The sequence below is a fragment of the Novosphingobium sp. genome (assembly GCF_036803765.1).
Classification (GTDB): Bacteria; Pseudomonadota; Alphaproteobacteria; order Sphingomonadales; family Sphingomonadaceae; genus Novosphingobium.
This window is the reverse complement of the sequence record NZ_DAIRTS010000001.1, coordinates 1-26,206: the sequence shown is the minus strand read 5'-3', so window position 1 is coordinate 26,206 and position 26,206 is coordinate 1. Positions and strand designations below refer to the sequence as shown.

26 protein-coding genes are annotated in these 26,206 nt (G+C 66.3%); 9 read left to right on the top strand and 17 right to left on the bottom strand.

Going from position 1 to position 26,206, the window contains the following annotated elements; genetic code table 11:
• Positions 1-66 precede the first annotated feature (66 nt).
• Together rpsB and V7Q48_RS00125 are read right to left on the bottom strand one after the other, a co-directional pair.
• On the bottom strand, positions 67-822 hold the full coding sequence (rpsB, locus tag V7Q48_RS00130) for a 30S ribosomal protein S2 (RefSeq protein WP_333835557.1): 756 nt from the start codon (positions 820-822) through the stop codon (positions 67-69).
• A 341-nt stretch (positions 823-1,163) separates the two neighbouring features.
• Positions 1,164-1,343 (bottom strand): hypothetical protein, encoded by a 180-nt coding sequence (locus V7Q48_RS00125; RefSeq protein WP_333835556.1) that lies wholly within the window; start codon positions 1,341-1,343, stop codon positions 1,164-1,166.
• On the opposite strand from V7Q48_RS00125, the gene V7Q48_RS00120 reads away from it, so the two are divergent.
• Positions 1,333-1,671 carry a hypothetical protein gene (locus tag V7Q48_RS00120; protein WP_333835555.1) on the top strand — a complete coding sequence of 113 codons (339 nt, stop codon included), beginning with the start codon at positions 1,333-1,335 and terminating at the stop codon, positions 1,669-1,671. The two genes, V7Q48_RS00125 and V7Q48_RS00120, sit on opposite strands and share 11 nt — an antisense overlap.
• Here V7Q48_RS00120 and V7Q48_RS00115 read toward each other — a convergent pair.
• The 6 genes from V7Q48_RS00115 to V7Q48_RS00090 form a co-directional block, all read right to left on the bottom strand.
• Complete coding sequence (locus V7Q48_RS00115; RefSeq protein ID WP_442947072.1) at positions 1,643-2,455, bottom strand: CDP-alcohol phosphatidyltransferase family protein; 813 nt, start codon at positions 2,453-2,455, stop codon at positions 1,643-1,645. The genes V7Q48_RS00120 and V7Q48_RS00115 overlap by 29 nt on opposite strands.
• Complete coding sequence (locus tag V7Q48_RS00110; protein WP_333835554.1) at positions 2,452-3,201, bottom strand: phosphatidylserine decarboxylase; 750 nt, start codon at positions 3,199-3,201, stop codon at positions 2,452-2,454. The genes V7Q48_RS00115 and V7Q48_RS00110 overlap by 4 nt, the downstream gene beginning before the upstream one ends.
• A gap of 128 nt (positions 3,202-3,329) precedes the next feature.
• Positions 3,330-3,545 (bottom strand): hypothetical protein, encoded by a 216-nt coding sequence (locus V7Q48_RS00105; RefSeq protein ID WP_333835553.1) that lies wholly within the window; start codon positions 3,543-3,545, stop codon positions 3,330-3,332.
• Positions 3,546-3,678: 133 nt separating this feature from the next.
• A complete protein-coding gene (locus V7Q48_RS00100) occupies positions 3,679-4,476 on the bottom strand; it encodes a hypothetical protein (protein WP_333835552.1) in 798 nt (265 codons plus the stop codon).
• 159 nt (positions 4,477-4,635) lie between these two features.
• Entirely contained in the window at positions 4,636-5,307 is a 672-nt protein-coding gene (locus tag V7Q48_RS00095; RefSeq protein ID WP_333835551.1) for a hypothetical protein, read from the bottom strand.
• Between the two features lie 145 nt (positions 5,308-5,452).
• Positions 5,453-7,726, bottom strand: coding sequence for a hypothetical protein (locus V7Q48_RS00090; RefSeq protein WP_333835550.1), 2,274 nt, complete (start codon positions 7,724-7,726; stop codon positions 5,453-5,455).
• A 269-nt stretch (positions 7,727-7,995) separates the two neighbouring features.
• On the opposite strand from V7Q48_RS00090, the gene V7Q48_RS00085 reads away from it, so the two are divergent.
• The 3 genes from V7Q48_RS00085 to V7Q48_RS00075 all read left to right on the top strand — a co-directional run bounded on the left by V7Q48_RS00085 (position 7,996) and on the right by V7Q48_RS00075 (position 11,477).
• Positions 7,996-9,030 carry a phosphatase PAP2 family protein gene (locus V7Q48_RS00085; RefSeq protein WP_333835549.1) on the top strand — a complete coding sequence of 345 codons (1,035 nt, stop codon included), beginning with the start codon at positions 7,996-7,998 and terminating at the stop codon, positions 9,028-9,030.
• Positions 9,031-9,142: 112 nt separating this feature from the next.
• Entirely contained in the window at positions 9,143-10,444 is a 1,302-nt protein-coding gene (locus V7Q48_RS00080) for an MFS transporter (protein ID WP_333835548.1), read from the top strand.
• Positions 10,445-10,529: 85 nt separating this feature from the next.
• Entirely contained in the window at positions 10,530-11,477 is a 948-nt protein-coding gene (locus tag V7Q48_RS00075; protein ID WP_333835547.1) for an NAD(P)/FAD-dependent oxidoreductase, read from the top strand.
• 15 nt (positions 11,478-11,492) lie between these two features.
• Here the strand turns inward: V7Q48_RS00075 and V7Q48_RS00070 are convergent, their stop codons facing one another.
• Positions 11,493-12,266, bottom strand: a complete 774-nt coding sequence (locus tag V7Q48_RS00070; RefSeq protein WP_333835546.1) for a CPBP family intramembrane glutamic endopeptidase — start codon at positions 12,264-12,266, stop codon at positions 11,493-11,495.
• A 199-nt stretch (positions 12,267-12,465) separates the two neighbouring features.
• On the opposite strand from V7Q48_RS00070, the gene V7Q48_RS00065 reads away from it, so the two are divergent.
• Positions 12,466-13,392: a LysR family transcriptional regulator gene (locus tag V7Q48_RS00065; protein WP_333835545.1), complete on the top strand. Its 927-nt coding sequence runs from the start codon at positions 12,466-12,468 to the stop codon at positions 13,390-13,392.
• 24 nt (positions 13,393-13,416) lie between these two features.
• On the opposite strand, the gene V7Q48_RS00060 is transcribed toward V7Q48_RS00065, so the two are convergent.
• The gene (locus tag V7Q48_RS00060; RefSeq protein WP_333835544.1) at positions 13,417-14,124 is read right to left on the bottom strand and encodes a TetR/AcrR family transcriptional regulator; all 708 of its coding nucleotides are present in this window, start codon (positions 14,122-14,124) and stop codon (positions 13,417-13,419) included.
• 180 nt (positions 14,125-14,304) lie between these two features.
• Between V7Q48_RS00060 and V7Q48_RS00055 the strand changes: the two genes are divergently transcribed.
• From V7Q48_RS00055 to V7Q48_RS00040, 4 genes are all read left to right on the top strand, one after another.
• Complete coding sequence (locus tag V7Q48_RS00055) at positions 14,305-15,468, top strand: efflux RND transporter periplasmic adaptor subunit (RefSeq protein ID WP_333835543.1); 1,164 nt, start codon at positions 14,305-14,307, stop codon at positions 15,466-15,468.
• Between the two features lie 6 nt (positions 15,469-15,474).
• The gene (locus tag V7Q48_RS00050) at positions 15,475-18,660 is read left to right on the top strand and encodes an efflux RND transporter permease subunit (RefSeq protein WP_333835542.1); all 3,186 of its coding nucleotides are present in this window, start codon (positions 15,475-15,477) and stop codon (positions 18,658-18,660) included.
• Entirely contained in the window at positions 18,657-20,108 is a 1,452-nt protein-coding gene (locus V7Q48_RS00045; RefSeq protein ID WP_333835541.1) for an efflux transporter outer membrane subunit, read from the top strand. Before V7Q48_RS00050 ends, V7Q48_RS00045 begins: the two co-directional genes overlap by 4 nt.
• Before the next feature lie 65 nt (positions 20,109-20,173).
• A complete protein-coding gene (locus V7Q48_RS00040) occupies positions 20,174-20,464 on the top strand; it encodes a hypothetical protein (RefSeq protein WP_333835540.1) in 291 nt (96 codons plus the stop codon).
• A gap of 46 nt (positions 20,465-20,510) precedes the next feature.
• Here the strand turns inward: V7Q48_RS00040 and pip are convergent, their stop codons facing one another.
• The 7 genes from pip to V7Q48_RS00005 all read right to left on the bottom strand — a co-directional run bounded on the left by pip (position 20,511) and on the right by V7Q48_RS00005 (position 26,165).
• Entirely contained in the window at positions 20,511-21,476 is a 966-nt protein-coding gene (gene pip / locus V7Q48_RS00035; protein WP_333835539.1) for a prolyl aminopeptidase, read from the bottom strand.
• Positions 21,477-21,500: 24 nt separating this feature from the next.
• Positions 21,501-22,244, bottom strand: coding sequence for an arsenical resistance protein ArsH (gene arsH / locus V7Q48_RS00030; RefSeq protein ID WP_333835538.1), 744 nt, complete (start codon positions 22,242-22,244; stop codon positions 21,501-21,503).
• Complete coding sequence (gene arsC / locus V7Q48_RS00025; RefSeq protein WP_333835537.1) at positions 22,241-22,669, bottom strand: arsenate reductase (glutaredoxin); 429 nt, start codon at positions 22,667-22,669, stop codon at positions 22,241-22,243. The genes arsH and arsC overlap by 4 nt, the downstream gene beginning before the upstream one ends.
• Positions 22,666-23,370, bottom strand: a complete 705-nt coding sequence (locus tag V7Q48_RS00020) for an aquaporin (protein WP_333835536.1) — start codon at positions 23,368-23,370, stop codon at positions 22,666-22,668. The genes arsC and V7Q48_RS00020 overlap by 4 nt, the downstream gene beginning before the upstream one ends.
• On the bottom strand, positions 23,367-23,741 hold the full coding sequence (locus V7Q48_RS00015) for an ArsR/SmtB family transcription factor (protein WP_333835535.1): 375 nt from the start codon (positions 23,739-23,741) through the stop codon (positions 23,367-23,369). Before V7Q48_RS00015 ends, V7Q48_RS00020 begins: the two co-directional genes overlap by 4 nt.
• A 300-nt stretch (positions 23,742-24,041) precedes the next feature.
• A complete protein-coding gene (locus V7Q48_RS00010) occupies positions 24,042-25,046 on the bottom strand; it encodes an inorganic phosphate transporter (RefSeq protein WP_333835534.1) in 1,005 nt (334 codons plus the stop codon).
• Positions 25,047-25,058: 12 nt separating this feature from the next.
• Complete coding sequence (locus tag V7Q48_RS00005; RefSeq protein ID WP_333835741.1) at positions 25,059-26,165, bottom strand: DUF47 family protein; 1,107 nt, start codon at positions 26,163-26,165, stop codon at positions 25,059-25,061.
• Between the last annotated feature and the right edge of the window lie 41 nt (positions 26,166-26,206).

The following is a 26,206-nucleotide window of genomic DNA, read 5'->3' as shown; positions in this document are numbered from 1 at the left end:
TAGTCGTCAAACGGGACAATTCGGTGACGGGGATGCATACACCCCCGCCCCGCCATCATTCCGAAATCAGGCTTCGATCGCCTCTTCGGCAACCGGCTCGGCCATCGCGCCGAGGTCCACGCCCGAGGCGTAGGCGGCGTCACGGCCACCCTTGGTCGCGGCAGCGGCAACCGCTTCGCAGTAGAGACGAATCGCGCGGCTGGCGTCGTCGTTCGCCGGGATCGGGAACGCGATGCCTTCGGGCGAGACGTTCGAGTCGAGGATCGCCACGACCGGGATACCCAGCACGTTGGCTTCCTTGATCGCCAGCTCTTCCTTGTTGGCGTCGATCACGAACATCACGTCGGGGATGCCGCCCATGTCGCGGATACCGCCGAGCGAGAGCTCGAACTTGTCGCGCTCGCGGGTCAGCTGGAGGACTTCCTTCTTGGTGAGGCCGGCGGTGTCACCCGACAGCTGCTCTTCCAGCGCCTTGAAGCGCTTGATCGAGCCCGAGATGGTCTTCCAGTTGGTGAGCATGCCGCCCAGCCAGCGGTGGTTGACGTAGTGCTGGCCCGAAGCGCGGGCGGCCTCGGCGATCGGCTCCTGCGCCTGGCGCTTGGTGCCGACGAAGAGAACCTTGCCGCCGGCCTGGACGGTGGCCGAGATGAACTCGAGCGCGCGCGACATCAGGGGAACGGTCTGCGACAGGTCGAGGATGTGGATGCCGTTGCGCGCGCCGAAGATGTACGGCTTCATGCGCGGGTTCCAGCGGTGGGTCTGGTGGCCGAAGTGGGCACCGGCCTCGATCAGCTGCTGCATGGTGACGACGGGAGCCGCCATAGATATTTCCTTTCCGGTTTCACCTCTGGGACGCTGGAACCGCGCGGAGAACCCGCTGCTGGCACCGGTATGTGCGCATCCCATGTGGACTGGCCCAAGGTCACGATCCGGGCGGACTTGCCGCGAATCGCCGATGAGCTGGGCCGCGCTTAGCCGCTGCCCCCGGACAAATCCAGCCCCCTGATGAAACTACGGCAACCCGCCCCACAATTGCGTCCACCTGCGAGCAAACCCTCCCTTAAGTACAGGGTGACAGACCATGAAGGCCGGAAACGCGTGGGATTCGGATGTTTAATCAGTAGGTACAGACGCTTAGAACAAAACACGATCATCCTGATGAATCAGGTTGACGCAAGCGAACAAAGATGGAACAAAAGGCTCAGGAACGGCGTCAACAGGAACCGTTCAGGAATAGTCTGGTTATCCACAACAATCGCATTCGCTGTCATAATCGTCACAGGTCGGACGATGACAGCGGCTTGCTGCATTGCCACCGGAAAGGCTCCCGCCATGATCGCCATCCTCGCATCCACCGCCATCTTCGGAGCCGGATTTGCCGGCATCGCCGCCATGGCGTTCACGTTGCGAAGCCAGATGGGCTCGATCCGGCAGGTGCTTGCCGATGCGCGTACGCTGCAGCAGGCCGACTGCATCATGCAGGATCGCCAGTTCCTGTCGCAGCTGACGCGTCTGTCCGATCTCGGCGGCCGGGACGTGGAAGTCCAGGCGACGCTGGCCCCGGCCTCCGCCTTTGGCCAGCCCCCGATCGCCGGCCCGCGCCGCGCGGGCGCCCGCGCTGCGCGTCAGCCCGTTCGGACCATCACGCCGGGACGCCGCGCTGCCGCTTGAGCCGCGCGTAGCGGAATACACCGACGGGAATCAGCGCAAGATAGACGGCGCAGATTCCGACCAGCGTCAGCCATGGTTCGGTCAAAAGGGCCGCGAAGACCAGGCCGGTTAGGGCGATCACCTCGAGGCGGATGGTCTTGCGTGGCCGGAACGAAGACCAGCCGGGCGTCGCGAGATTTGAAATCATCATGAACGCGATGATCGCCGCCCAGACGGCGACGAGCGCCGGGTTGCGGAATTCCTCGCGGCCGCTGGCGATCCACAGATAAATCGGCAGGAACGCAAGGCCCGCGCCGGCCGGGGCCGGCACGCCGGTCAAAAAGCCGGCCGACTTGTGCGGCTGTTCCGCCATGTCGATACGCGCATTGAAGCGGGCAAGACGCAGCGCGCAGCATACGGCCAGGGCCAGGGCCGCGAACCAGCCGAAGCGGGGCACCGACTGCAACGACCACAGGTAAAGCACCAGTGCAGGTGCGACACCAAACGAGATCGCGTCGGACAGGCTGTCCAGTTCGGCGCCAAAGCGGGACTGCGCCTTCATCAGGCGCGCCACGCGGCCGTCGATCCCGTCGAGCATCCCGGCGAGGATGATCGCCAGCACCGCCGCGCGGAAATCCCCACCTATGGCGAAGCGGATTCCGGTCAGGCCGCAGCATAGCGCCGCCGAGGTGATCGCATTGGGCACGAGCGCCCGCAGGGTCAGCCCGCGCGGCAGACGATGCCGCCCGAAATCTTCTCCGGAGTAGGATTCGCGCAGATCCTCGCCGTCGTCGGCAAGGCTCACTGGCTGACGCCCTCGATCAGCGGTGCATCGCCGATCTCGGCAAGAATCGTCTCGCCCGCCACGACCCGCTGCCCGATCAGGACCTTCGGCTCGGTGCCGACCGGAAGATAGACATCGACACGGCTGCCGAACCGGATCAGGCCGACCCGCTGCCCCACGGCGACGATGTCACCGGTCTTGACGAAAGGCACGATGCGGCGCGCCACGAGGCCGGCGATCTGGGTGAAGCCGACCTTCACCCCGTCGCTGCGCTCGACCAGGAAGTGCTGGCGCTCGTTCTCTTCGCTCGCTTTGTCGAGATCGGCATTGAGGAACTTGCCGGGGATATAGACCACGCGGCGAATCGTCCCGCCGATCGGGGTACGGTTCACGTGCACGTCGAACACCGACATGAAGATCGACACGCGGGTCACCGGCGTCGGGTCCATCGCGGCAACGCCGCTGCCGTCGTCTGCCGACAGTTCGCGCGGCGGCGCCACCTTCTGGATCAGCGTGATGAGGCCATCGGCGGGCGCGACGATGAAGCGGTCATCGCGCGGCGTGACGCGGACGGGATCGCGGAAGAAGGCCAGCACCCCAAGCGTGAGGAACACGAACGGCCAAGCCAGCAGGCTGCCGCCGACGATCATCACGAAGACGGCGATGGCCGCGGCTATCGCCCCGAACTTGCGGCCTTCGGGATGGATGGAAGGCCAGGACCAGCCGGCAGAGCCGCGTCCACGATTGTCAAAAATGTCACCAGGCATGCCACGGGTCTAGGCGCTGGGGATGCGGACCGCAAGCGGCGCCGACCGATGTTTCCCATCGGCGGCGCCCCTGTCTCGACCAATGACGCACGATCGCACCGAAAGCGGCGACGCTTGTCGCCCCCGCTTCAGGCCGATTCGATCGCCCGACGAGCGGCACTGGCCTCGGCAATCAGGGCATCCAGCGCCTTGGCCGTGTCTTGCAGCAGTGTTGGCGTCACCGGCCGCTCGCCGCTGACAAAACGACGCAGTGCGCGCTCGTCGATGCCCAGCCGGCGCGACGCCGCAGTGACGCCGCCGAACACCTGGATGCAGTGGGCGAAGTGTTCTTGTGGATCGTTCATCGGTTTTGACACCCCTCTATCATTAGCAAAATGCTCGCGTGTCCGCCGCATGGCCGCTTGCGACGATGCCATCAAGAGGGGGCCCCGAGGTGCCAGGCCAGTCTGCCCGGCACCCGCATCGCGCTGCGACCGATCAGAACCGTCGCGGCGTGTTGCCCATCTGGTCGCAAGTCCCGCGGAAGCCATAGTTGGACAATCCCTCGACGGTGACACGACCGGATCGTCTGTCGATGAAGATACGCGGCTTGTTCAGCCCGTTCAGCCGGTAGCTCGCCCGGATCGTGTCGGGCGTCACGGCCACATCGTAGAGATCCCACCAACCGTCGGCTCCGCGCGAATGGATCGGCGGGATCAGGGCACGGGGCAGCTTGATGCGCCCGCCACCCGGCCACGTCTGGATCATCAGCGACGCGTCGAACACTTCCTGGCGCGTCTCGTTGTAGCGACCATATTCATAGCGATCACGCTGCGCATTCCACGTCCAGGTCGTGCCACTGGCGATGCCGTCGCGAGACCCATCGCCGAAGCACACCAGACCCAGTTCGACCGGACGGCCATCGACCACCGGCGGCGCATAGCCGGGGCCGCCGTCATAGGACGGCTGGGGGCGGGAATAGCCCCGATCGGGTTCATACCTGGGCCGGGGCCGCGCGGCCTGCGCGCCGTAGTCATACGACGGCCGGGGCGGAGTGGCGGTCGCGCGCTGGCGACAATCCGGCGCCGGTGTCGCCGTGATCGACGCGTAACGGCCATCCATCACGGCAATCGTCACGCATTGTTGGCGGCTGGCGTTCCACCAGTTCGTATAGGAGCGATCGTCAGCCTTCGTACCGCCCGTGTTGACGTACCCGCGGCGCTGCAGTTCGCCTTCGGCCTGCCCCGCCCGGGCTCCGACCAGATCCGAAAGACCCGTGTTCTGGGCAGTGGCCACAAGTGGGGCAGCAGCGCAGGTCACAGCGATGAGGCAGGAAGCCAGTTGAAGACGGCGGAGCATGACGAACCTCGCGATCGAGAGCAAAATCCGGAAACCAGCGCCCGGACTTGTCGTGTAGAGCGAACAGCATTTCCAAATGTTCCGGCGACTTGCGGATCAGCGGAACAGCACTCCGAGACCAAGGGTGATGGCGATGCTCAGCGCCATCCCGAACAAGACGTCGACGCTCGATCTCAGGCGTGTCTGCCCCAGTTCGACGCTGAACCACCGAACCTGGACCACCGCGTAGTAGATGAAGCCACCAAGGGTTGCCGCCAGCCCCCATGGCGCCAGACGCACGTCGGGCGAGATTGCGATCGTCACCCCGCCGCTGGCCAGAAGCGCGAATGGGGCGATCGCATAGCACTGCGCATAGAAGGGGGGCTTGAGCGTATCGCGATTGATCACCGTTCCGCTGCGGCGGACCTTTCGCGCCGCGAGAACCAGGGCAAAGAGACCGAACAACGCCAGCCGCAGCAAGAGCAGGCTGGTATTGTCGTTAACCAGCGCAGCCAGGCCGTGGTGACTGGCTACGATCGGGCTGACCCCATCCCCCACGGCAATACCGACACCCTGGATAACCACGATCGTCAGCACCAGCATGATCGGCGGACTGACCGTGGCGCGAAATTGCTCGGACTTGGGCAGGGTTAGCTGATCTTCGGCGTACTTCATCGTCCTGATCGGCGAGCGAACGATCTTCCACAGCGTGATCGGATAGAACAGCACCCACGCCATAAGTTCGTAGAGTATTTCATCCAAAGAACTCAACCATTGGACAAAATTCATCGCAGCCCTTTCGCGTGCCAGCGTGATCGCCGCGTATCTGTCGGCCTTATTCTATGCTGGGCTAACCCGGTGAGCGCAACGCCCCGCTGGCGAGCGATCATAAGCCAGCGATCGAATGCGACAGGCAAGTTCGCGAAGAGGGCCTTCAGGCGGCACTCGTGCATCGCGCGGGCCGTCCGTCCTCGCGCAAACAACGCGCATCGCATGGCGCCTGACATTTCCAGGACAATACGAGCGCTGCGTCCGCCGCTACCCACGCCTCCAGCCTTGTCGCCTCGTCGCGGAACGCGATGACCTGACCCGACGACGTCTTGAGTTCAGCCGTAAGCCCCGGGGGAAGCGCATCGCCTTTGGCCACCAGAGCAAGCCGCGCCAGTGTGCCCGACGGGCCATCGATCCGCAGGCTCACCGTGGTTGCATCCAGCTGGTGGATCGCACGGATGAAGGCGTCGCTCCAGATCAGGAAGGGAATGCCCTCGATCCTGCGGAAGCTGAGTGCGGTATAGAGCAGTGCGCCGCCGCAGCCGTAGATTTCCTGGCCGACCTGTCCGGCGAGCTGGCCATCGGGATAGAGGTCCTCCACCGGGAAATTGAGATCGCGGGCAATATAGCCATTGCGGATATCGTCGCGGGCCACGCAATCCTCGGGCAGGGCATCGGGATAATAGAACCATGCCCGGTCGAGCGCGTGACGGCAGTATTCCGACAGCAGCAGGCGCACCGCAGGGATGACGTCCGGGCCGCCGTAGTCGAGGTAGCGCTCGAATGCGCAATAGCTGTCGAAGCATTCGTAGGCGGCCATGTACGGCGCGTCCTGAAGGCAGGTCACGCCGAGGAAGTTCCTCCAGTGGCGCGCCTTGCCGATGTCGCTGTTCCAGATCTGCGCATTGTGGAAGAAGCTCGCCAGGTAGACATAGCTCTGCTCAAGGTATTCCTTGCGGTCGGTGATGCGCCAGAGCCGGGCACAAGCGGTCGCGCCCCACGCGGTGAGATTGGCCTGGTAATTGAGGTCGAAACGCATGCCCTTCGCAGCGTCGATCGCCGCCTTGGCCTCGTCGACAAAGCGCTGGTCCGATGTCAGCGCATAGGCCTGCAGCATGACCCATGCATAGATTCCGCCCACGTCGGTCTGCCCACGCTCGTCCGCCTCGGTCACCGCCTGGATCACCGAGAAATCGCGGATGTCGTAAAGGATCGGCCAGCGATAGTCGAAATGGCGGGCGGCACGGATGCCGAAGTCGATCGTGTCGAGGAACAGGTTGCGCGCCTGCTCGTCACCCGCAAGCGCAAGGTTCGCGAGGTTGAGCATCGGGTGGTAGAGATACCAGCTGTCGACCGCATTGGCGTCCTTGTCCTTCCCCACATTGGGCAGGTAGCGCCGCAGCGTTTTCAGTTCCTTGTCGTGGAAATGCCCGATGCCGGCCATGATCTCGCGCACGAGCGGATGCCGCACCCCTTTCCACCGGCCATGGACATCCAGCGCCGAGGCGATCGCCAGTTGCACCATGACGTCGGGATACTCACTGGCGGTATAGGGATGGAAATAGACGTGGCCGTCGTGCTCGATCCGCGCCTCGGGGGCATGCATCAGATCGCGCACCGTGGCCTCGGCGCGCGCGGGCCAGGCACGGTAGGCGGGCTCGGGCGGCGTAAGCGAGGGATAGATCCCGCCGAGCATGTCGAGGAACTGCCAGGCGGAATCCGCTTCATCGCGCCTGGGATAGGCTCGCACCGAGAGGATGGTATCGTAGAGCGGCATCGGCGTGCCCGCAGGCAAGATGACGCCTCCGGCCTCCGCGTCGATCGGCGGTGAATACCCCAGCTCAGGGCAGTCCCAGCGCACCGCGTTTTGCGGCGTCGTGCCGGTTGCATTGAAGAACGCATTGAGCGCCGAAAAATTCTGGATGTAGAGGACCTTGCCGAACTCCGGCTCGCCGATGTCGAAATAGAGCAAACCGGTATTGAGCTTGCGCTGCTGCGCTTCGACCCTGATCGAGGCATGGTCGACCCTGCCCTGGGCATCGAACACCACGACATCGCGGTGCAGCCGCGGGATGCGCATGGCAGTATGGGGCGTGAACACATATCGGGCGTGAAGCTGCTCCAGCCCGAACGGCTCGCCCCCGATCGTCAGCACCGCCTTCCCTGCGTTGGACTGCCATTCCATCGCCGCGATGCCATCGTCGGCCGGCAGGACACGCGCGATGGCGTTGCTCCCGAAGACCGGAAAGCGCAGCGCCATGCCTCGACCCACACCGCGCCGCAGGATCACCCAGACCGCTTCGGCCGTGAACCGCAGCGTGAGGTCGATCCGCCCCACCTGCGCCTTCGCCAGATACGTACCCTGGCCCCCACGCAGCACATCCTGTGCGGCCAGCAGTTCCGGCGTCCCGATATCCTCGAACGTGTTCTGGGCCATGTCACCGTCACCTTTCATGTAACGGTAAAAAAGCGGGTTCCTCACTCCGCTCCCCAAATCCAGCCCATGTTTGCGGCTCGCCATGGCGTGCCCTGCTCTAGCGGCCGCCACGCTTGGCACCCAGGCGTTAGGACCTGAGCCAACCCATTCTTTATAGGCGGTTTTTGCTGCCATTTTGGTGGAAGAATTAAGGCGCGTTTAGCACTCTGGCTGCCAGACAGGCCGTCCCCCCAAGTCCTCCCGAGGACAATATCACCGGACCCTGCCGAATGGATCAATCCAGCACGATGCGAACCTGGTGCATCGTATTCGCCTACGCCGCCTTGTCCCTGACCACCTTCATCTATGCCGGCTTCACAATCCACCCTCGCCTCATGTATCCGGGCCTTGCGTCTTTATGTTTCGGCTGCCTGGCATCGGTGGTCCTTGCGATCCGCAGGCCGGACCATCCCCTCAGCCGTGCCTGCGGGGGCGTGTTGCAGCAGGCCTTGTGCGGCTGCGCAACCGTCTGGTTCGAGTGCGCGGCAGCCCGTACCGGATCAGCATACATCGATGGTAGCGCAATGGCGTTCGACCGCGCCATCGGCTACGATTGGCAGGCTTATGCGACGTTCGTCGCGGCCCATCCCGTCTTTCGCGAATTGCTCGGGCGGGCCTATTTCTCGTTCCTCCCCCAGCTGACGATCATCATCTTCATCCTTGGTCTGACACATGGCGCGAAGATGAACCGGTTCATCATTGCGAACGTGTTCGTGCTTACCCTGACTGTGGCAATATTTTCGATCGCCCCCGAGACGTCGCCGTCGATCCACGAAAAGATTGCGATTGGATCGGCGCAAGCAATGGGCCTACCCGGAATGTCTTGGGTCACAACGCTTCATGACCTTCGCTCGGGAAGCTTCCTGCAGCTCGATGCGACGGCCAGCATGGCGATCATCGGATTTCCCAGCTACCACTGTTCCGGTGCAATTCTCCTGTCGTGGGCGGCCCTGTCGCTGCGCCGCCTGCGCCTCGTCGTGCTTCCGCTCAACGCGGTCATGATCGCGTCGACTCCCTACTTTGGGGGGCATTACATCGCCGACCTCGCCATGGGCACGATCGTGGCCCTTTCCGGCATCTGGTTAAGCAAGCGGGTCTTGCCCGAGCCGGATGGCGCTGCGACGCCTATGCCCGTGACGGTACCGCAAAAGGCGTTCGCCTTGGCCAGACTTGCCAGCCTCCGCCCGATCCCGGGCGTGCTGGCGCGGCGCCAAACACGCGATGTCCCGGTGCCTTTGCAAACCCTTGCCACGAGTGACGCCTGATCATCCTGCGGAGCGAAGGAATGGGTGCACCATCGGGATGTTCGATGCTGCACCCGGATATTTGGGCAAATCCGAGGGTTGAGCAAGAACGACCCGACGGAGACCCGCATCCATGTCCGCCGCCTCGCCCGCCACTCCAGGCCATGCGCACGACGCCATCGGCGCATCCGATGGCGATCGCCGCCGTGCCACGCGCTCTCTCGAGGCGCTGAACTTCTTCATGGCCGATATGCAGGCCGGTATCGGCCCGTTTCTCGGCGTGTTCCTGCAACAGCGGGGCTGGCAGACCGGACCGATCGGCACGGTCATGACGGTCGGCGGGGTTGCCGGGATGGTCATGACCGCCCCCGCCGGGGCCTTCATCGATCACACGCAGAAAAAGCGCTGGGTGGTGGTGATCACCGGCATTTGCACCGTGCTGGCCTCGTTCCTCATCCTGTGGTCGCAATCGGGCCTCGTGGTCACCGCCAGCCAGATCGCCACCGCGATCGCCGGCGCCGCGATCGGCCCGGCGGTGGCGGGCATGACGCTTGGCGTGGTACGCCAGCGCGGCTTCAATGCGCAGAACGGGCGCAACCAGGCCTGGAACCATGCAGGCAATCTGGTGGGTGCGGGGCTGTCAGGATGGCTGGGCTGGCGCTTCGGCATGCCGGCGATCTTCTTCCTCGCCGCCGCGTTCGGTGTCCTGGCGATCGCCTCGGTGCTGTCCATTCCCGAACGTGCGATCGATCACCGCGCGGCACGCGGGCTGGAGGCAGACGACGCGCCCGACCATGGTGAGGGCGGCCAGGCCGAAGGCCTGCGCGAGTTGTTGCGCAATCGTCCGATGGGCGTGCTCGCCCTGGCGCTGGCGTTCTTTCACCTCGGTAACGGCGCCATGCTGCCGCTTTACGGGCTGGCTGTCGTGGGAGCCGGCAAGGGCGACGCGGCCATGTTTACCGCCACCACCGTGATGGTGGCGCAGGCCGTCATGATCCTCGCCAGCATCGCGGCGATGAAGCTGGTCTCGGCGCGCGGCTACTGGCTGGTACTGCTCATCTCGTTCGTCGCGCTGCCGCTGCGCGGATTGATCGCGGGCACCGTGATCGAGCACTGGGGCGTCTGGCCTGTCCAGGCGCTCGACGGGATCGGGGCCGGCCTGCAAAGCGTGGCGGTGCCGGGTCTGGTCGCCTGCCTGCTGCGCGGCACGGGCCGGGTCAACGTCGGACAAGGCGCGGTGATGACGGTGCAGGGCCTGGGCGCCAGCCTGTCGCCAGCCCTCGGCGGGTGGCTGGCGCAATTGCTCGGCTATCACGTGGCGTTCTTCGTGCTGGGCGGCTTCGCGATCGTCAGCGTCGGCCTGTGGGTGGGCTTCGCCGGCCTGCTGCGCCCCGCCTGCGCCGGCATGGACGGCCCGCGCGGATCGGCCGGCTGAACGGACGGACCGGGACGGAAGCGCGGAACCGCCGGGTTCCCCCATGGTTCTGGCGGGGCGCCTCCTCTTGCAGACCGGAACCACGATGCACGTCGACGACCACGACGCCCCGCTCGATTGCCTGATCATCGGCGCGGGCCCGGCAGGATTGACCGCCGCCATCTATCTTGCCCGTTTCCATTGCCAAGTGACGGTGATCGATGCCGGGCACAGCCGCGCCGGGCTCATCCCGCGCACACGCAACCACGCGGGATTTCCCGACGGGATCACCGGGCCGGATCTGCTCGACCGCATGCGCGCGCAAGCCATGCGCTATGATGCCGGGCTGCGGCTTGGCCGGGTCGACGGCTTGCGCCGACGCGAAGAGGACATGACCGGAAGCCTGTTCGAGGCGACCTGCGCCGATGGCAGCGTAGTCGCGGCGCGCACGGTCCTTCTGGCGACGGGCGTCGTCAATCACCGGCCGGCGGGCATGGACGATCGCGACCACGCGCGAGCGCTGGCGGCGGGGCAGTTGCGATATTGCCCGGTCTGCGACGGATTCGAAGTAACCGACCAGCGCATCGCAGTGCTGGGAACAGGCACCCGCGGTTTCAACGAGGCGATGTTCCTGCGCAGCTATTCGGCCGACATCACGCTGATCGCCCCGGAAGGGCCCCACCAGTTCGACCCGGACCAGCGCGCCACCCTGGCCGAAGCCGGGGTAGCGCTGACTGGACCCTGCCGCGGCGTGATGCCGGGCGATGGTGCGATCACCGTATTCCTCGAAGACGGGCCACATCGGTTCGACACGCTCTATCCCGCCTTGGGCTCCGACATCCGATCCGAGCTGGCCGGCGGCGTCGGCGCGCAACGCACCGACGAGGGCTGCCTTCTCGTCGACGATCACCAGCGGTGCGACGTGCCCGGCCTCTACGCCGCCGGCGACGTGGTGCTCGGGCTCGACCAGATCAGCCACGCCATGGGCGAAGGTGGCGTCGCGGCAACGACGATCCGCAACGACCTCGCCAAGGCCGCGCCGCGCTGGCGCTGAACGCCGCGGCCGGGTTCAGAAGAACGAGTTGCCCAGGTTCACCAGGTTATGGGCCAGGATCGGCACCACCAGCGACCCGGTCCGCTGGCGCAACCAGGCAAGCCCTGCCCCGATCGTGCCGGTGAGCGCGAAGACGAGCGGATCGAACGCCAGCGCGCCATCGGCAACGCGAAGGCCGTGGCCTGCCGCGAACAGGAACGTCACGGCCCACTCGGCCCAGCCGAACGGCGCATCGGCGCGCGCGCGGCTCGGCCCGAAGCCCTGCACCATGAGCGCGAGCAGGATGCCGCGCATGAAGAGCTCCTCGTCGATCCCGGGCATCGTCGCCTGATAGAGCAGCCGCTCGAGCGAGGTATCGGTCCCGTCATGAACCAGGGCCTCGGCACCCCAAGAAAGCGCGCAGATCGCAGCAACGACCAGCAAGGCCGGGCGCAGCGATCCAGGACGCTGGCGCCACGTCAGCCCGACCCCACGCGCAGAAAGCATCGGCAGCGCGGCGACGAGCGCCAGGGACGTGGCGATGGCCACGACCTTCCCGGCCCAGTTCCAGTTGAGGCCTGCGGTGAACGGGATCTGGTTCTGCAGGTCGCCGCTCAGCACCAGGGCCAGCCAGTAGACCGCGGTGCAGCCCAGCCCGATCATGATGGGCCGGAAGCGCACTCGCTGCATTGCCGGATTTGTCCTGGCCCCAGCCGGCGCGATGCCATGGCCACGCCAGACCTGCGCGATGGCAGCAATGGCCAGGACGACGGCAAAATGCAGCGCGATCGTCGCCGCAATATCCAGCATGGGTTCCCCTCCCCCGTATTTACCTCAGGGTTGATGGGTAAGGTTCCGGTGCCGGGGGCGTCAAGCCGCGGTCATGAAGCGGGCCCGCCATCAAAAACGTATCTACACGGAAGTGCTTATCATCGACGGTGATGATGGATACATGACGCCAAGGCCGCGCCGGGGCGGCCAGACGACGATGGCCCGGCAAGGATGCGCGATGCGGCTGGACCAGTTCGATCTCAATCTTTTCGTCGCCTTCGACATGCTGATGCGCGAGCGCAGCGTCACGCGGGCGGCGCAGCGCCTCAACATGACGCAGCCGGCGATGAGCGCGGCCCTCAAGCGGCTGCGCGAATCGCTGGGTGACGAGATCCTCGTGCAGCACGGCAAGAAGATGATCCCGACGGCGCGGGCAATGGAACTGGCACCGGCGATCGCATCGGCCATCGAGGACATGCGCAACCTGCTGGCCTCCTCGTCGGATTTCGATCCGGCCACGTCGCGCCGCCGCTTCCGCATCGCCGCCTCGGACTACATCGGCACGGTCCTGATCGCGCCGCTGATCGCCCGCCTCAACCGGGAAGCGCCGGGGATCGAGTTCGAGATCCGCCTGCCCGAAAGCGCCAGCGCCAAGGCGATGGAGGACGGCGGCCTCGACCTGATGATGACGCCGGAGCAGTATGTCTCGCCGCACCATCCGCGCGAGCTGCTGTTCACCGAGCGCCACGTTGTCATCGGCTGCGCCCGCAACGCTGTGTTCGAGCAAGCGTTGACGCCGGAAGCCTTTGCCGCGTGCGGGCATGTCGCGGTCGAGATCCAGAACCGCCAGACCTTCATCGAGGAAGTCCTGCGGCAAAGGGGCTATCAGCGGCGGATCGAGGTAGTGGCACCGTCGTTCCTGCAGGTGCCGTGGCTGCTGCGCGATACCGATCGCCTGGCGCTGATGCACGAGCGGCTGGCCAACCTGCTGGTCGGGCCCTTTGCGCTGCGTATCGCCGAATGCCCGATTGTGTTGCCGCCGATGAACGAGATGATGCAGTATCACTCCGCCCGCGCCAACGATCCGGGGCTGGGCTGGCTGCGGCAGCAGTTCAGGAACGCCGCGATGCGCTCGGGCCGGGACCTCGCCGACCCGGTGTCCTGACGCAGGCGGGGCCCCTTCGCCGATTCAGGCGTGGTCCGCCATGGCCCATGCCGGAAACGACGCCTCGGCCCGCGCCCGGCCGGCGCAGGTATCGCGCAGCGCCATGATGCGCATGCGCACCATCTCGAACCCGGCATCGGCCAGCCGGCGCGACTGCGCTTCGCCGTGAAGCATGTCTTGCTGCATCAGCCCCAGCGACAGGGTCATCACCAGGTCGGCGATCAGGGCGCGTTCGCCGGCGCAATCAGGCTCGAGCGCCGGGGTGGCGGGAACCAGCATCGACACGACGCGCAGGATCGCGTCGCGCACGCGGTGATGGATGGTCTCGAAGATCGCCGCGACCTTGGGATTGCGCGCCGATTCGGCGAGGATGTCGGTCATCAGGATGCTCGAGCAGTCGGGATCGGGATCGAGAAAACCGCGCAGCCAGGTCCAGGCTGCGGCCTCGTCGGCCACCGGATCGATGCCGAAGGCGGCGCAGGCATAGCCATCGCACGCGAGGTAATCGCTGGCATCGGCCTCGGCGATGGCGGCGATGATCGCCTCCTTCGAGGCAAAGTCGCGATAGAGCTGGCCCACGGCGACGCCCGAGGCTTTGGCGATCTGTGCCACGCCCGTTGCATGGAACCCATGTTCGATGAACAGCGCGCGGGCGGCTGCGACGATTCGTTCGCGCCGTTCGATAGCCTTACCGCCGAGGCCGTACGGCCCTTCTGCGTCAACCAGACCCATGACTTTACCGCTTCCTCTCCAAGTTCGCGCTTGACCGTGGCCCCTCCGGTACGTTAGCGGCGATGTGAGTGATCGTTCACTCTCATAGACCAATCGGCAGGATATTGCATGACATTTTTGCGGCAGCTAGCCCCGGCTCGGACTTTCGGCCCCGCGCGGTCCTCGCAACCTGTCCTGCCAGTGTCCGCGCTCGCGGCGCCGCTGGCCCTCGCCCTTGCCCTCTCGGCCTGCGGCGGCGGCCAGGAAACCAAAGCACCGCCGCCGCCGACGGTCTCGGTCCTTGCTGTGCGCGAGCAGCCGCTGTCGATCAGCACCGAACTGCCGGGCCGCACCGTCGCGTACGAGACCTCGGACGTCCGCCCGCAGGTCAACGGCCTGATCGAGGAACGCCTGTTCGCCGAAGGTGATACCGTCCGCGCCGGCCAGCCGCTCTATCGCATCGACGCCGCCCCCTATCGTGCGGCGGTTGCCAGCGCGCGGGCCGCACTGTCCAAGGCGCAGGCGACGATCGGTGCCAGCGAGGCGCTGGCCCGCCGCTATGGCGAGCTGGTCAAGATCAACGCGATCGCCCGCCAGGACTACGACAACGCGATCAGCAGCGCCGGGCAGGCGCGCGCCGACATCGCCGCGCAGCGTGCCGCGCTGCAAGCCGCGCAGATCGACCTTGCGCGCACCGTGATCCGCGCGCCGATCTCGGGCCGCATCGGCCGCTCGCTGACGACCACCGGCGGGCTCGTTGCCGCCGGCCAGACGACCGCGCTTACGACGATCCAGCGGATCGACCCGGTCTATGTCGACATTCCGCAGTCCAGCGCCGACGTGCTCAAGCTGCGCCAGCAGATCGCCGCCGGCCAGCTGACCCGCGATGGCAAGGCCCGCGTCCAGCTGATCCTCGAAGACGGCAGCACCTACAAGCTCGAGGGCACGCTGCTGTTCACCGACGTGACCGTCGACCAGACCACCGGATCGCAGGTCCTTCGCGCCGTGTTTCCCAACCCGGACGGCCTTCTCCTCCCGGGCATGTTCGTGCGCGCCAAGCTGGTCCAGGGCACCGTCCAGAACGCGATCCTCGTGCCCCAGCAGGCCGTCAGCCGCGACGAGCGTGGCGATCCCGTGGTCATGGTCATCGGCGCCGACAAGAAGGTGGCGCCGCGCCCGGTCAAGACCAGCGGCACGTCCGGTGCCAACTGGATCGTCACCAGCGGACTGCGCAATGGCGACCGCGTCATCGTCGAGGGCGGCATGATGCTCCAGCCCGGCATGCCGGTCACCGCGCAGCCGTGGAACCCGAACGCGCCTGCCGCAGCCGCACCTGCCGCGGCGCCCGGCGCGAAAGCGAAGTAACTCGCCATGGCCCGCTTTTTCATCGACAGACCCATCTTTGCATGGGTCATCGCCATCGTTCTCATGCTGGCCGGTGCGCTCGCCATCCGCAGCCTGCCGATCTCGCAGTTCCCGGCGATCGCGCCGCCTGCCGTCTCAATCATCGCGACGTATCCGGGCGCCGATGCCGAGACGCTGGAGAAGACCGTCACCCAGGTGATCGAGCAGCAGATGAAGGGGCTGGATCACCTCCGCTACTTCTCCTCCTCGTCCTCCGCAGCAGGCACGGTCTCGATCACCCTCACCTTCGAGCAGGGCACGAACCCTGACATCGCGCAGGTGCAGGTGCAGAACAAGCTGCAGGCGGCGACGCCGCTCCTGCCGCAGGAGGTCCAGCAGCAGGGCGTCCAGGTCGCCAAGGCGACACAGAACTTCCTCGTCGTGATCGGGCTCTATTCCGACAACGCCTCGCATTCGGGTGCGGACCTGTCGGACTACATCGTGTCCAAGCTGCAGGACCCGCTGTCGCGCGTGAACGGCGTCGGCGATACCGAGCTGTTCGGCGCGCAATACGCCATGCGGATCTGGATCGACCCGCTCAAGCTCAACCAATATGCCCTGACGATCGACGACATCACGGCGGCCATCACCGCCCAGAATGCGCAGGTCTCAGCCGGCCAGATCGGCGGCCTGCCCTCGACCGCCGAGCAGATGCTCAACGCCACCGTTTCGGTCCGCTCGCGGCTGACCACGCCCGAGGAATTCGGCGCCATCCGCCTCAAGTCGGCCGGCGACGGCGCGGTCGTGCGCCTGCGCGACGTGGCGCGCGTCGCGATCGGCTCGGAAAGCTACGGCTTCGATTCCAAGTGGAACGGCAAGCCCGCGGCGGGCCTGGCGATCAAGCTGGCGCCGGGCGCCAACGCGCTCGCGACGGTCGACCTCGTCAAGGCGCGCGTGGCCGAACTGTCCAAGCAGTTCCCGTCGGACATCAAGGTCATCTACCCCTACGACTCGACACCGTTCGTCAAGCTGTCGGTCGAGCAGGTGGTCCACACCCTGATCGAGGCGGTCGTACTCGTCTTCCTCGTGATGTTCCTGTTCCTGCAGAACTGGCGCGCCACGCTGATCCCGACGATCGCCGTGCCGGTGGTCCTGCTCGGCACGTTCGCGGTCATGGCCATCGCCGACTTCTCGATCAACACGCTGACGCTGTTCGGCATGGTCCTGGCCATCGGCCTGCTCGTCGACGACGCGATCGTCGTGGTCGAGAACGTCGAGCGCCTGATCGTGACCGAGCATCTCAGCCCGATCGACGCCGCGCGCAAGTCGATGAACGAGATCTCGGGCGCGCTGATCGGCATCGCCATGGTGCTGGCCGCGGTGTTCCTGCCGATGGCCTTCTTCGGCGGTTCCACCGGCGTCATCTACCGCCAGTTCTCGATCACGATCGTCTCGGCCATGGTGCTCTCGGTGCTGGTCGCGCTGGTGCTGACGCCTGCACTCTGCGCCACCATCCTCAAGCCCCACAAGCCGCAGGACAAGGAGAGCAACGGCCCGCTCGCGCGCTTCTTCCGCTGGTTCAACCGCACGTTCGACCAGGGCCAGGCACGCTACGACCGTGCGGTGCGCGGCACGATGCGCCACTGGAAGCGCTCGATGGTGATCTATGCGCTGATCGTGGGCGGCATGGTCCTGCTGTTCTGGCGCCTGCCCGGCGGCTTCCTCCCCGACGAAGACCAGGGCGCGATCATCGCGCTGGTCCAGGGGCCGGCCGGCTCGACCAGCGCGCGCACCGAACGCGGCCTGACGACGATCCGCGATCACTTCCTCAAGAACGAAAGCGCCAACATCGAGGGCGTGTTCACCGTCAACGGCTTCAGCTTTGCCGGCTCGGGCCAGAACAGCGGCCTGGCCTTCATCCCACTCAAGCCGTGGGCGGATCGTGCGGGCGCCGCCAACAAGGCGCAGGCGATCGCCGGACGCGGCATGGGCACGTTCGCGGCCTATCGCGACGGGCTGATCTTCGCGGTCACGCCGCCGGCCGTGCAGGAACTGGGCAATGCGACGGGCTTCGACCTGCAACTCGTCGACCGCGCCGGCCTTGGCCACGAGGCGCTGGTCAAGACGCGCAACATGATGCTGGGCATGGCGATGCAGGACAAGCGCCTCGTCGGGGTGCGTCCCAACTCGCTCGACGATGCCCCGCAGCTCAAGGTCGACATCGACCAGGATCGCGCCGGCGCGCTCGGCCTCGATCTCGCGACCGTCAACCGCACGATCTCCACCGCCTGGGGCGGCTCCTACGTCAACGACTTCATCGACCGTGGCCGCGTCAAGCGCGTGTTCCTCCAGGCCGATGCCCCGTTCCGCATGGCACCCGAAGACCTGTCCAAGCTCTTCGTGCGCTCGTCCACCGGCACGATGGCGCCCTTCACCGCCTTCTCGACCATCGACTGGAAGCTCGGCCCCTCGGCGCTGACCCGCTACAACGGCCAGCCGGCGATGGAACTGCTCGGCGCGCCCGCCCCCGGCGTGTCGACCGGTGAGGCGATGGCCGCGATGGAGGCGATCCACGCCAAGCTGCCGCCGGGAACCGCGCTCGAATGGACCGGCCTGTCGTATGAAGAACGCCTTTCCGGCGGGCAGGCCCCGGCGCTCTACGGGCTGTCGCTGCTGATCGTGTTCCTGTGCCTCGCGGCACTGTACGAAAGCTGGTCGGTGCCGCTGTCGGTGCTGCTGGTCGTGCCGCTCGGCGTCGTGGGGGCAGTGCTGGCCGCCACGCTCACCGGCCTCAACAACGACATCTACCTGCAGGTCGGCCTCATCACCACGATCGGCGTCTCGGCCAAGAACGCGATCCTCATCGTCGAGTTTGCCGAGGAGCGGATGCGCGACGGCATGGGTGCCTTCGATGCGGCGCTTGAGGCCGCACGACTGCGCCTGCGCCCGATCCTGATGACCAGCTTTGCCTTCGTCTTCGGGGTCATGCCGCTCGCGGTCGCCTCGGGTGCGGGTGCCGGTGGCCAGAACGCGATCGGCCGCGCCGTGGTCGGCGGCATGCTCTCGGCGACGGTCTTGGCGATCTTCCTGGTGCCGATGTTCTTCATCGTCGTCTACGACCTGTTCCATCGCCGCAAGCGCAAGCAGGCTGCCGCCGTGCATCCCTCTGCCCCCGACGACACCAACGGCGCGCCCGCGCGCGAGGGAGCATGACTTCCGTGACCACAGCCATCCGCCTTTCGCTGCTCACCCCGGCCCTGCTGCTCGCAGGATGCAACATGGCCCCGCGCTATGTTCGCCCTGCGCCCGCAGTGCCCCCCGCCCTTCCGCAGGGCGAGGGCGTCTATCCCGCCGCCCCCGTCGCCGCGACCGAAGACCTCGCCCGCATCGGCTGGCGCGACTTCTTCCAGGACGAGCGCCTGCGCCAGGTCATCGAACTGGGGTTGGCCAACAACCAGGACTTGCGCCTTGCGGCGGCCAACGTGCTCCAGGCGCGGGCGCAATACCGCGTGCAGCGCGCCGACCAGTTGCCCTCGGTCAGTGCCACCGGCGCGGGCACCTACACCAATACCGCCTCGTTCGCCGCGAGCGCCGGCGGCGCGGGTAGCGCGGGTGGCGGCGGGCCGACCGACATCCAGTATTTCACCGCTGGCGTCGGTCTCTCGGCCTTCGAGATCGACCTGTTCGGCCGGGTGCGCAACTTGTCCAAGGCCGCGCTCGAGCAATACCTCGCCACCGAGGAAGGCCGCCGGGCAACGCGCGTCAGCCTGATCGGCGAGATCGCCAACGCCTGGCTCACGCTGGCCGCCGATCGCGACCAGCTCGCCACCGCAGAGGCGACGTTCAAAGCCTTCGAACAGTCGCTCGAGCTGACCCGCGCGCAGTTCCGCATCGGCGTGACGTCCGCGCTCGAGATGCAGCAGGCCGAGAGCAGCTATCAGTCGGCTCGTAACGACATCGCCGTGGCAAAGACCCAGATCGCGCAGGATCTCAACGCGCTGCAACTGCTGACCGGCGCCCCCGTGCCCGCCGCGCTGCAGCCCGATAGCCTCGGCAAGACCGCGCCGACGCGCGATGCCATGCCCGGCGACCTCTCGTCCGAGGTCCTGCTGCGCCGCCCCGACCTGCTTCAGGCCGAACATCAGCTGATCGCGCAGAACGCCAATATCGGCGCGGCGCGCGCGGCGTTCTTCCCGCGTATCTCGCTGACGGCCTCGATCGGCACGATCAGCGCGACGCTCGGCAACCTCTTTTCATCGGGCAGCGGCACCTACAGCGTCGGGCCATCCGCCAGCGTCCCGCTGTTCGACTTCGGGCGCAACAAGGCGAACCTGGATTACGCCAAGGCATCGCGCGATGCCGCGGTGGCGACATACCAGAAGGCGATCCAGACCGCGTTTCGCGAAGTGTCCGACGCGCTGGCCCAGCGCGGGACGATCGACGAGCAGCTGGCGGCACAGACCGCCCGCGTCGCCGCGGCCCAGCAGGCGGCGTACCTGTCGAACGCCCGCTATCGCGCCGGCGTCGAATCCTTCCTCACCGCACTGGATACGCAGCGCACCGCCTATGCCGCCGAGCAGCAGCTGATTGGCACCCGGCTGGCCCGCAGCAGCAACCTGGTGACGCTCTACCGCACGCTGGGAGGCGGCCTCATCGATTGATCTTGCCAAACGTCGTTGGCGGCATAGTATGCTATGCAAACGATATTGGTGAGAGGTCTTCGAACATGGACAGCTGTAACAGCGAATCGCGGCTCGGCCTGGACGGCGCGGATGCGGGCGAGGAAAGCCTGATCATCCTCGAATCGCTGCTGTGCCTGATGCGCGAGAAGAACCTCCTGTCGCGCAGCGACATCGAGCTTCTTTGCGAAAAGGTGGAACGCCGCGCCACGGGCACGAGCATCAACCCCCTGCCCTGCCGCAACGACAGCGCGGCCGAGGCTTCGGGCTACCTGCGCCGCCTGTCGGCCTATCTCGGCCAGCGCTATGGCGGGAAGCACCTGCGCCGCGCCATGTGATCCGGCCCGCCGGCCCCTTCCTGTGTGAAAGGGGCCGGATCAGGTCTTACTTGCCGGCGTAGCGGTCGGTCGCGCGGATCAGTCGATCGAGAATGCCGGGCTCCGAAAAGGCATGGCCCGCCCCCTCGACGAGGTGGAAGTCGGCCTCAGGCCAGGCCTCGTGCAGCGCCCAGGCATAGTGCGCCGGACACGGCATGTCATAGCGGCCGTGCACGATCGTCGCCGGGATATGGCGCAAACGGTCGACGCCCGCGAGCAGCTGGCCGGGCTCCAGCCAGCAATCATGCACGAAGTAATGCGTCTCCAGCCGCGCGAAGGCCAAGGCGAAGTGGCCATCGTCGTGCTGCGCGGTGTGCGCGGGATCTGGCAGCAGGGTGATCGTCTCGCCCTCCCAGATCGACCAGGCCCGCGCGGCCTCGATCTGCTCTTCCCTGGCTCCAGTGGTCAGCCGCCGGTGATAGGCGCGCAGCATGTCGCCCCGCTCCGCCTCGGGAATCGGCGCGACGAACCGGGCGTACTTGTCGGGGAACATCTGCGACACGCCGAACTGGTAGAACCAGGCCAGTTCCGCCGGTGAACAGAGGTAGATCCCGCGCAACACCAGCTCGCTGACCGCCTCGGGATGGCGCTGGGCATAAGCGAGCGAGAGCGTCGAGCCCCACGATCCGCCGAACACCAGCCATTGATCGACACCGGCCAGCGCGCGCAGCCGCTCGATGTCCGCCACGAGGTGCCAGGGGGTGTTGTTCTCCAGCCCGGCATGCGGGGTCGAGCGACCACAGCCGCGCTGGTCGAACAGCAGCACGTCGTAGCGCGCCGGGTCGAACAGTTGCCGATGCGCTGGCCCGATGCCGCCGCCTGGCCCGCCATGCAGGAACACGGCCGGCTTGGCGCCGGGCGTCCCGCAGCGCTCGTAATAGATGACATGGCCCTCGCCGGTATCGAGCATGCCGGTTTCATAGGGTTCGATCGGGGGATAGAGCGTGCGATGCATGGCTATAGTGTGCGCCATCGCCGCGTCCTTGGAAAGAGCGCGTCAGGCCTTGGCCACCGCCTGTCCGTCGACCCCCTCGATTTTCTCCAGCCGTTCGGAATAGCGATCGACCAGTTGCGCGGCGTGGGGGCGCAGCAGGACGGTGAAGCGGACCAGTTCCTCCATCACGTCGACGATGCGGTCATAGTAGGCCGAGGGCTTCATCCGCCCCGCCTCGTCGAATTCGGCATAGGCCTTGGCGACGCTGGACTGATTGGGGATGGTGAACATACGCATCCACCGCCCCAGCACGCGCAGCGTGTTGATCGAATTGAACGACTGCGACCCGGCGCTGACCTGCATGACCGCCAGAGTCCGGCCCTGCGTCGGGCGCAGGCCCTTGTACGCGAGCGGCAGGTGATCGACCTGCATCTTCATGATCCCGGTTATCTGGCCATGCCGCTCGGGGCTGCACCAGACCTGGCCTTCGGACCACAGCGCATGTTCGCGCAAGGCATGGACCGCCGGGTGGTCGTCCCCTGCGACCTGGTCGGGCAACGGCAGGTCCGCAGGGTCGAAGATGCGCGTCTCGCAGCCAAAAAAGCGTAGCAGACGCGCCGCTTCCTCGACCACGAGCCGCGAATAGGACCGCTCGCGCAGGCTGCCATAGAGCAGCAGGATGCGCGGCGCGGGATCGAGCGGCCCCAGCCCCAGGGCCGGGCTGCGATAGGCGACGTCGGGCCGCAGCGCCGGCAAATGATCCGGGTCGGCAAGGACGCGGAGCCGGTCGGGCGTCACCGCGCTCATCCGATGCGCTGCCCGGCGGCGTCGATCACCACCTCACCGTCTTCCTTGGTGAAGGCGCCCTGCTGCGGCTGCGGGAGGAGGTCGAGCACCGCCTCCGACGGCCGACACAGCTTCACGCCAAGCGGTGAGACGACGAGCGGCCGGTTAATCAGGGCCGGATGCGCCATCATCGCATCGAGCAGCGCATCATCGGCCAGGCTCTCGTCCGCAAGGCCCAGTTCCTCGAACAGCGTGCCTTTCGCCCGCAACAGGTCGCGTGGCCGCATGCCTGCCCGGGCCAGCAGCCCTTCGAGCATGGCGCGCGACGGCGGCGTCTTGAGATATTCGATGACATGCGGCTCGATTCCGGCATTGCGGATCATCGCCAGCGTGTTGCGCGAGGTGCCGCAGGCAGGGTTGTGATAGATGATGATGTCGGGGGTCATGAGGCAAACTCCTCGTTGGAATCGGAAGGCGGGAACAGCAGCCGCGCCGCAAGCACGGCCGCCATGGCGCCGGCAAGTTGGGCGGCGATGAAGCCGGGCACGTAGCGCGGGGCGATCCCCGCAAAGGTGTTCGAGAAGGCCCGCGCGATGGTGATCGCGGGGTTGGCGAAACTGGTCGACGATGTGAACCAGTATGCACCGGTTATATAAAGCGCGACGGTCGCAGGCACGGCCGAAGGCCGATGGCGCAAGGTGCCGAGGATCGTCAGGACCAGACCGAACGTGGCGACGAATTCGCCCGCCCATTGGCCGCCGCCAGCGCGAACCCGGGTCGAGACCTGTAGAAGGTCCTGGCCGAACATGAGGTGGGCGACCCACACCCCGGCGATGCCACCGGCAAGCTGGGCTGCGACGTGCCACAGCGCGGCCCGCGTCCCGATCACCCGCAGCGCGCGAAACACCAAGGTGACCGCCGGGTTGAAAAGTGCGCCCGACACCGGGGCGAATAGCGTGACGAGGACATAGAGCATGGCGCCGGTCGACAGGGTGTTGCCCAGCAGCGCCACGGCCCGGTTCCCGCCCGCGAGTGTCTCGGCCATGATCCCCGAGCCGATGACCGTGGCGAACAACATCAGGCTGCCCAACGCTTCGGCGGCGATGGCGCGCACCAAGGTATGCCGCGCTTGCGTGCTGCCAGTCACGCGACCGATCCGCCCGCGCAGCCCGGCCGATCGTCATCGTCCGCCTCGACGCAAACAGGCGGGGTCATGCACGGCACGCCGCCACAGCAGTTCTCGGTCAGATAGCCCATCACCCCGGCCATCGCCGGATAATCGGCAAAGTAGCGGATAGACCGGCCCTGCCGGTTCTGCCGGACGAGCCCGGCATGGGCCAATGTGGCGAGGTGGAAGCTCATAGAAGACGGCGCCACACCAAGATCGCCGGCAATTGCCCCGGCCGCCATGCCGTTCGCACCGGCCTGGATGAGGAGCCGATACGCGGCCAAGCGATGTTCCTGCGCGAGCGCGCCAAGCGCGCGTACGACCTGCGATGCGTCCAATACCAGCTCCATGATTCGATAATTATCGAAATATCGAATTTTTAGCCTCTGTCAATCTGGCGGCTTGATTGTCAATTGCATGAAACGCAATTGCAATGCCGGCGTTCGCATTTGCAAATTGACGATTCGAACGGCATTTAGGACGGGCCTTTCAGGCATCCTCTCCCAAACTTTCCGGGGCCGGTCGCAAGATCGGCCCTTTTTTTGTGCGCGCCTTATGCGTCCGAAGACCGTCAACGAAAAAGGGGCGATGCCGCGGCACCGCCCCTTTTCACTCTGCTTTCCCTATACGGCACTTGCGCGCCGCGCACATCACAGCAGGCGGGCAATCCAATAGAACAGCGCACCCACCGCCGCCGAGGCGGGGATCGTGATCAGCCAGGCGACGCAGACACGCTGCGCGACGCTCCAGCGCACGGCCGAGGCGCGGCGTGCGGCGCCGACGCCGACCACGCAACCGGTGATGGTGTGCGTGGTCGAAACCGGGATGCCGAAAGCGCTGGCAGCGAACAGCATGACCGAACCGCCCGCCGAGGCGCAGAAGCCCTGGTGGTGCGACAGCTTGGTGATGCGGCTGCCCATCGTCTCGATGATCTTCCACCCGCCCGACAGCGTGCCGAGGCCCATGGCGATGTAGCACGACAGCACGACCCAGCCGGGGACGTGGAACGTGCCGCCGAGCATGCCCTGCGAATAGAGCAGCACGGCGATGATCCCCATGGTCTTCTGCGCGTCGTTGGCGCCGTGGCCAATCGAATAGGCGGCGGCCGACACGAGGTGCAGCTTCTTGAACACGCCTTCCGCGCTCTTGGCCGAAGTGCGCGAGAAGGCCCACGAGCTCAGCAGCATGAACAGCATCGAGATCACGAGACCGATGACCGGTGACAGCACGATGGCCGAGGTGGTCGAGGTCACGCCCTTCCACACGATCGCGCCGGTGCCGGCATGGGCCGTGCCTGCGCCGAGCAGCCCGCCGATCAGCGCGTGGCTCGACGAGGACGGGATGCCACGCCACCAGGTGATGACGTTCCAGGTCATCGCGCCGACGAGTGCACCGAAGATCACGTGCGGGGTGATGACGTCCTTGTCGACGATCCCCTTGCCCACCGTCTCGGCGACCTTGAGGCCGAAGGTGAAATAGGCCGCGAAGTTGAAGAAGGCGGCGAACAGCACGGCCTGGACCGGGCTGAGCAGGCGCGTGGTCACCACCGTGGCGATGGAATTCGCCGCGTCGTGGAGACCGTTGATGAAGTCGAAAGCCAGCGCCATGATCACCAGAGCGATGATGAACGGCAGGGCTACGGCCACGTGGTTCATGGAACCTGCTCCTCAGGCGTGGTCGATGACCAGGCCGTCGATTTCGTTGGCGACGTCCTCGAACCGATCGACGACGCGTTCGAGATGGCTGTAGATCTCGCGCTCCACCACGAAACGCAGCGGCGAGCTTTCGCCGTGCGTCTTGAAGGTGCGGGCCAGGCCGGCATCGTGCACGTCGTCGGCCTTGCCTTCGAGCCGGACGAGGCGTTCGGTCAACTCGTGCAGGCGGCCGGCATTGGCGTGGATCGAGCGCAGCAGCGGCAGGGCCTCGGCGACGAGGCGCGCGCAGTCGACGATGATCGCCGCCATGTCGCGCATTTCCTGCTCGAGCTCGGTCACCTCGTAGAGCGAGATGACGCGCGCGGTCTGGTGCATCTGGTCAATGGCATCGTCCATTGCGGTGATCAGCGAAGTGATCGCGCCGCGATCGAACGGCGTCAGGAACGTGCGGCGCACCGTGACCAGCACCTCGCGGGTGATGTCGTCCGCGTCATGCTCGCGATCCGAAACCTCGCGGATGTGCTCGGCCATTGTGGGACCGCCTTCGAGAAGGCGCGACAGGGCCGTGCTGCCGGCGATGAGCGTCTGGCCGTGCGCTTCGAACAGTTCGAAGAAGTTGCCCTGACGCGGCAGCAGATTCTGGAACCAGTGGAACATGCCCAATCTCTCTTTCACGGTGCCCACGTGGCGGGCAAACGGTGTGGTGGTCGAACGGCTGCGGAAATCCGAAGCCTGGAAACTGCGAATCAGAGCCTGGAGATCAGGCTCGGCCACTGCCTCGGCGGCAGCGGCAAGAGAAAACCATCGACGCGTACGCTGGCCCGCCTCGGGCCAATCGCTGTGCTCCTCGGTGACGGCCAGCGGGTAGACCCGGACCTGGGCCATCGCCTCGCCGCCGGTGCGCAGCGTCTTGCAGTACTCGTATGACCCCAGCGAGGCAGGACAGATCGCGCCGGTGACGCCGGCCTCCTCTGCCGCTTCGCGCGCGGCCGCGACGTGCGGCTGCTCGGTCTTGCGGCGATTACCCTTCGGAATCACCCAGCGCCCGGTACGGCGCGAGGTGACCAGCAGGACTTCGACCGGCCCGTTACGGCCTTCGCCCGTGGCGCGGTACGGCAAGGCGGCAATCTGTCGAACGGGACCAACTCCATCTACACTGT

What these genes read in the sequence shown, in the direction of transcription:
- arsH (WP_333835538.1), bottom strand. Translation starts at nt 22,244, where the DNA reads ATGAGCGCGGTGACGCCCGACCGGCTCCGCGTCCTTGCCGACCCGGAT.
- V7Q48_RS00075 (WP_333835547.1), top strand. Translation starts at nt 10,530, where the DNA reads ATGCACGTCGACGACCACGACGCCCCGCTCGATTGCCTGATCATCGGC.
- V7Q48_RS00010 (WP_333835534.1), bottom strand. Translation starts at nt 25,046, where the DNA reads ATGAACCACGTGGCCGTAGCCCTGCCGTTCATCATCGCTCTGGTGATC.
- V7Q48_RS00065 (WP_333835545.1), top strand. Translation starts at nt 12,466, where the DNA reads ATGCGGCTGGACCAGTTCGATCTCAATCTTTTCGTCGCCTTCGACATG.
- V7Q48_RS00110 (WP_333835554.1), bottom strand. Translation starts at nt 3,201, where the DNA reads ATGCCTGGTGACATTTTTGACAATCGTGGACGCGGCTCTGCCGGCTGG.
- V7Q48_RS00085 (WP_333835549.1), top strand. Translation starts at nt 7,996, where the DNA reads ATGGATCAATCCAGCACGATGCGAACCTGGTGCATCGTATTCGCCTAC.
- V7Q48_RS00105 (WP_333835553.1), bottom strand. Translation starts at nt 3,545, where the DNA reads ATGAACGATCCACAAGAACACTTCGCCCACTGCATCCAGGTGTTCGGC.
- V7Q48_RS00060 (WP_333835544.1), bottom strand. Translation starts at nt 14,124, where the DNA reads ATGGGTCTGGTTGACGCAGAAGGGCCGTACGGCCTCGGCGGTAAGGCT.
- V7Q48_RS00125 (WP_333835556.1), bottom strand. Translation starts at nt 1,343, where the DNA reads ATGGCGATCATGGCGGGAGCCTTTCCGGTGGCAATGCAGCAAGCCGCT.
- rpsB (WP_333835557.1), bottom strand. Translation starts at nt 822, where the DNA reads ATGGCGGCTCCCGTCGTCACCATGCAGCAGCTGATCGAGGCCGGTGCC.
- V7Q48_RS00095 (WP_333835551.1), bottom strand. Translation starts at nt 5,307, where the DNA reads ATGAATTTTGTCCAATGGTTGAGTTCTTTGGATGAAATACTCTACGAA.
- V7Q48_RS00070 (WP_333835546.1), bottom strand. Translation starts at nt 12,266, where the DNA reads ATGCTGGATATTGCGGCGACGATCGCGCTGCATTTTGCCGTCGTCCTG.
- V7Q48_RS00090 (WP_333835550.1), bottom strand. Translation starts at nt 7,726, where the DNA reads ATGGCCCAGAACACGTTCGAGGATATCGGGACGCCGGAACTGCTGGCC.
- V7Q48_RS00050 (WP_333835542.1), top strand. Translation starts at nt 15,475, where the DNA reads ATGGCCCGCTTTTTCATCGACAGACCCATCTTTGCATGGGTCATCGCC.
- arsC (WP_333835537.1), bottom strand. Translation starts at nt 22,669, where the DNA reads ATGACCCCCGACATCATCATCTATCACAACCCTGCCTGCGGCACCTCG.
- V7Q48_RS00015 (WP_333835535.1), bottom strand. Translation starts at nt 23,741, where the DNA reads ATGGAGCTGGTATTGGACGCATCGCAGGTCGTACGCGCGCTTGGCGCG.
- V7Q48_RS00040 (WP_333835540.1), top strand. Translation starts at nt 20,174, where the DNA reads ATGGACAGCTGTAACAGCGAATCGCGGCTCGGCCTGGACGGCGCGGAT.
- V7Q48_RS00080 (WP_333835548.1), top strand. Translation starts at nt 9,143, where the DNA reads ATGTCCGCCGCCTCGCCCGCCACTCCAGGCCATGCGCACGACGCCATC.
- V7Q48_RS00120 (WP_333835555.1), top strand. Translation starts at nt 1,333, where the DNA reads ATGATCGCCATCCTCGCATCCACCGCCATCTTCGGAGCCGGATTTGCC.
- V7Q48_RS00045 (WP_333835541.1), top strand. Translation starts at nt 18,657, where the DNA reads ATGACTTCCGTGACCACAGCCATCCGCCTTTCGCTGCTCACCCCGGCC.
- pip (WP_333835539.1), bottom strand. Translation starts at nt 21,476, where the DNA reads ATGGCGCACACTATAGCCATGCATCGCACGCTCTATCCCCCGATCGAA.